This window comes from Paenibacillus turpanensis, assembly GCF_011421635.1.
GTDB classification, from domain to species: Bacteria; Bacillota; Bacilli; order Paenibacillales; family YIM-B00363; genus Paenibacillus_AK; species Paenibacillus_AK turpanensis.
Genome location: NZ_WTLI01000048.1, coordinates 1 through 3609, shown reverse-complemented (window position 1 = coordinate 3609; position 3609 = coordinate 1). Strand labels below are relative to the sequence as shown.

The window sequence follows — 3609 nt, the reverse complement described above, 5'->3', positions numbered from 1 at the left end:
CCCTGGCGGGTTCGTGAATGCAAGAACGTTATAAGAAATCCCCGCTAAGACATTTAAAGATATAATAGGATGTGTTGTCATGGTGCTACCACATTATGGTATTGATCAAGGGATATTTGAAGTACCCGTAATGATTGATCAAGCACTAAATCAATTAAGAATTTCTGGTTTCAGAATTAATGGAAATTGTCGGTTTGAACAATACAAAAGGAAATTTGAAAGAGAGTATATTGATTCGATAGCGAGACAAAATTATAGTGGAATTCGAGAAAATTATAAGGATATACTTCAAGGATATAAGGATTATTGGGAATTAATATCCATCGCTAGTTCGAGTAATATTCTTACATGTGATAATAGAGATGTACGGAATGAAATCGAATTGATATTCGGAGGTAATATCGTTGAAAATGATAACGATACTAAGCCATGGAATTATCAGTTTCAATATTATTTAAGTTCTATATTTGAAATGTCTGGTCTTAATGTAACGCTTGAAGAGCCAGACTTTACATTTGAATATAAGGGCAAGAAGTATTCAGTCGCCGCCAAAAGATTAAATGGCCGAAATAGTATTGAACGAAATATAAAGGAAGCAGAAAATCAAATATCACTAACAGATAATTATGGTTTTATAGCCCTCTCTCTTGACAAGGTATATAAGAATACTAATAAAGTAGAAACATTTAAGGATGCAGATAAATCAGTAAGAGTTGCTAATGAGTTAATTCAAGTAATAATTAGAGATCAATTAAAGTATAAGTACTTTGATACTCGTTCTGAACAGATTCTTGGCGTAATTGCACACATAGGATTTCCATATCTATTAGAATCAGATAAGCCTTTATTTGAATTAGGATACACTGCATATACTATGTTTTTACCAATAAAGCCTCCAGATACACCTGAATGGAATGAAGTAATAGAAATAAATAATAGATTACATAAATTTAAGATACAAGTCATTTGATTGTTTCTCAAAGAAGGCGGGGACATCTTATAACACCGTATTCACGCGGCGGGCCTGACGGCCCTTGGTCTGCCAGAGGCATTTCGGGGGAGCGGAATCAGGCAGACAACCCTGCGAGGCTAAGTGGCGGAGCCACCCGGCACTGACGCGCCTTAAGCCTCTCGGGTTCGTGAATACAACAACGTTAGACGAAATTTCTGGGATAGATAAATCAAATTCTTGGGAGCGAGATTATAAGTGAGCGAAGAATTAAGACCAAGATTGGTTAGTTGGCGGTTAGACGACGAGATAGGTAACGATGAGAATGAATGGAACTGGATTGAAATAACGATTTGTTTTTCGGACGGTACAAAACGTTGGAGTATTATATATACACCCCAAAGATTACATAACAACTTATCTCGAAAGAACATAGACCCACCAGGAATGCACATTAAGCATATGATTATTGTCAGAAGATATGATGTGGAGGATATTGATAGAGTGTTAAAGGCATTAGATGAGGAAGATGAACTAATAGAAGCATCAAGATCATTAGATTGAAAACTCGAGGATGTCAGAAACTTCGTCTAACACAGCATTCACGCATCGGGCCATACGGCCCTCGGTCCGTGAGGGGCATTTTCGAGGAAGATGAATCAGCGGACAACCCTTCGGGTTCGTGAATGCAAGAACGTTAGATGAAATAAGTGCAAAGAATATTAAACAACATTTTTAAAAGCAAAACTAATATATTTCAGGAGTGATATTGTTGAGTGATGAATTTATTGCTTATATTGGAGACTATAAGTTCCACGACGCAGTAATAGAAAATATAGAAAATGAAGAGAATAATTTGACAGTAATCTTAAAAAGCATAGAGGAAAAAATATTCTCTATTCAATTTCTAAATGTTATAAACGTAAATGCAAATAGACCTATTGGGATGATGCTTTACTCTTTATCAGAGATGAGAGAAGAAGATACTAAATATCGTAAATTCGTATTTACAAACTGGGAAGATGAAGATGACGCATTTTTAGAAGTGATTGCTAAGGAATATATTTATGAAACCAACAATGAATAAATTTTTCAGCTAATTCGGGAAGGCACTTACTTCATCTAACACCGCATTCACGCATCGGGGCCTGCGCCCCTCGGTCCGCCCGAAGTTGGCAGCAGGGAAGCGGAGTCAGGCGGACACATCTATGAACCTAAGTGGCGAAGCCACCCGGCCCTTTGGGCCTTAAGGTTCTCGACGTCGTGAATGCAAAAACGTTATGTGAAATTATTGTATTTAATAAAAAAATAAAAATTAAAGGAGAAAATAATGAACCACTATTTGGGGATAGTAACAACCATAATTGCAATTATTGGTGCATTCATTGCCTATCAACAACATAAAGTCAATAAACATAAGTTGCGATTAGACCTCTATGAAAGAAGATTAAATGTATATAGGTCTGTTATGGTTTTCCTTACTACAGTATTACAAAATGCAGAGGTTACGCCAGATAATATTACCAACTACTTTATTTCAACAAGTGAAGCATGCTTTTTATTTGACAAGGAAGTTAAAGTAGCAATAGATAAAATATATGATAACGCATTAAAATTTAGAAAAACTGAAGATTCAGAGCTTTTATTGTGGTTTACTGATCAATACACTAATGTCAACCAAGTTTTTAGTAAATATTTAAGTTTCAAAGATATAAAGGATTAGTGTTGGTTATTCAGAGCGGACAATAACTTCACATAACACTGTATTCACGCGGCGGGCCTTGCGGCCCTTGGTCTGCAGAGGCTTTTCGGAGGAGCGTAATCAGCAGACAACCCAGCACTGGCTAAGTCCGTCGGACCCGGGGCTTACGCCCCTTAAGCCAGTGAGGGTTCGTGAATACAACAACGTTAAGTGAAATCGCCTAGGATCTGTAATTCAAGAAAAGAAGGAGTAAAATGCCAAATGAGTAAACCATTTAGACATACTGCTGGGTTTGGGAAGCGTATTGAATATTATTTAATTGGTTTAATGCTTAAAGAAGGAATTGATGTTTATGTTCCGCTGGTTGATGATAACGCAATTGATGCAATAATTAAAAGGTCTGATGGAAGTTACTGTGAAGTTCAGATAAAGGCTAGATCTCAGGATGTTAAGCTAGGTGATGCAGCTCTATTCGCAGCTATAGACCACACAGAGAGAAATAACTATTATTTTGTGTTTTATTCAGAAAGGCTGAAAAAGACTTGGATTATGACTTCTGAAGAATTTATTAAAGAGTCAGTACTTAATAAATCAGGTAAGAATGAAGGTAAGAGATCAATTTGGTTTAACGGCACTAAGACAGAAAAAGCAAGTGGGGAAAAGAAAGAATATGCGAAAGAAAGATATGACAAATACTCAGTTAATGATTTCAAGATTTTTTATTAGCGTTTTCGAGGATGAGGCGACATCACTTAACACCGCATTCACGCTGCGGGGCCTGCCGGCCCCTTGGTCGCCAGGAGCATTTTCGGGGGAGAGGAATCAGGCGACACACCTGCACCACCTAAGCGCAGTCGCGCCCATTCGCGAGCCAGCTTCGCCTGGCTCTGGGCTATTTAAGGTGGTGAGGCGTCGTGAATGCAACAACGTTATCTGCAATTGCTGGTGAATCAAAAAG

At 37.7% G+C, this 3609-nt stretch carries 5 protein-coding genes; all 5 read left to right on the top strand.

The genetic code is table 11. The annotated features are described in order from the left end of the window. Nucleotides 1–79 precede the first annotated feature (79 nt). The 5 genes from GQS10_RS22675 (at nt 80) to GQS10_RS22655 (ending at nt 3377) form a co-directional block, all read left to right on the top strand. Nucleotides 80–970, top strand: a complete 891-nt coding sequence (locus GQS10_RS22675; protein ID WP_166246572.1) for a hypothetical protein — start codon at nt 80–82, stop codon at nt 968–970. Between the two features lie 237 nt (nt 971–1207). Continuing rightward, nucleotides 1208–1513 carry a hypothetical protein gene (locus tag GQS10_RS22670; RefSeq protein ID WP_166246570.1) on the top strand — a complete coding sequence of 102 codons (306 nt, stop codon included), beginning with the start codon at nt 1208–1210 and terminating at the stop codon, nt 1511–1513. Nucleotides 1514–1721: 208 nt separating this feature from the next. Continuing rightward, the gene (locus GQS10_RS22665) at nt 1722–2036 is read left to right on the top strand and encodes a hypothetical protein (protein WP_166246568.1); all 315 of its coding nucleotides are present in this window, start codon (nt 1722–1724) and stop codon (nt 2034–2036) included. Nucleotides 2037–2279: 243 nt separating this feature from the next. Beyond that, nucleotides 2280–2672, top strand: coding sequence for a hypothetical protein (locus GQS10_RS22660; RefSeq protein ID WP_166246566.1), 393 nt, complete (start codon nt 2280–2282; stop codon nt 2670–2672). Between the two features lie 240 nt (nt 2673–2912). Next, on the top strand, nt 2913–3377 hold the full coding sequence (locus GQS10_RS22655) for a hypothetical protein (RefSeq protein ID WP_166246564.1): 465 nt from the start codon (nt 2913–2915) through the stop codon (nt 3375–3377). Nucleotides 3378–3609: the final 232 nt, after the last annotated feature.

Bases quoted from the DNA above. Each gene is read 5' to 3' on its own strand.
- GQS10_RS22675 (WP_166246572.1), top strand. From the start codon at position 80: ATGGTGCTACCACATTATGGTATTGATCAAGGGATATTTGAAGTACCC.
- GQS10_RS22660 (WP_166246566.1), top strand. From the start codon at position 2,280: ATGAACCACTATTTGGGGATAGTAACAACCATAATTGCAATTATTGGT.
- GQS10_RS22655 (WP_166246564.1), top strand. From the start codon at position 2,913: ATGAGTAAACCATTTAGACATACTGCTGGGTTTGGGAAGCGTATTGAA.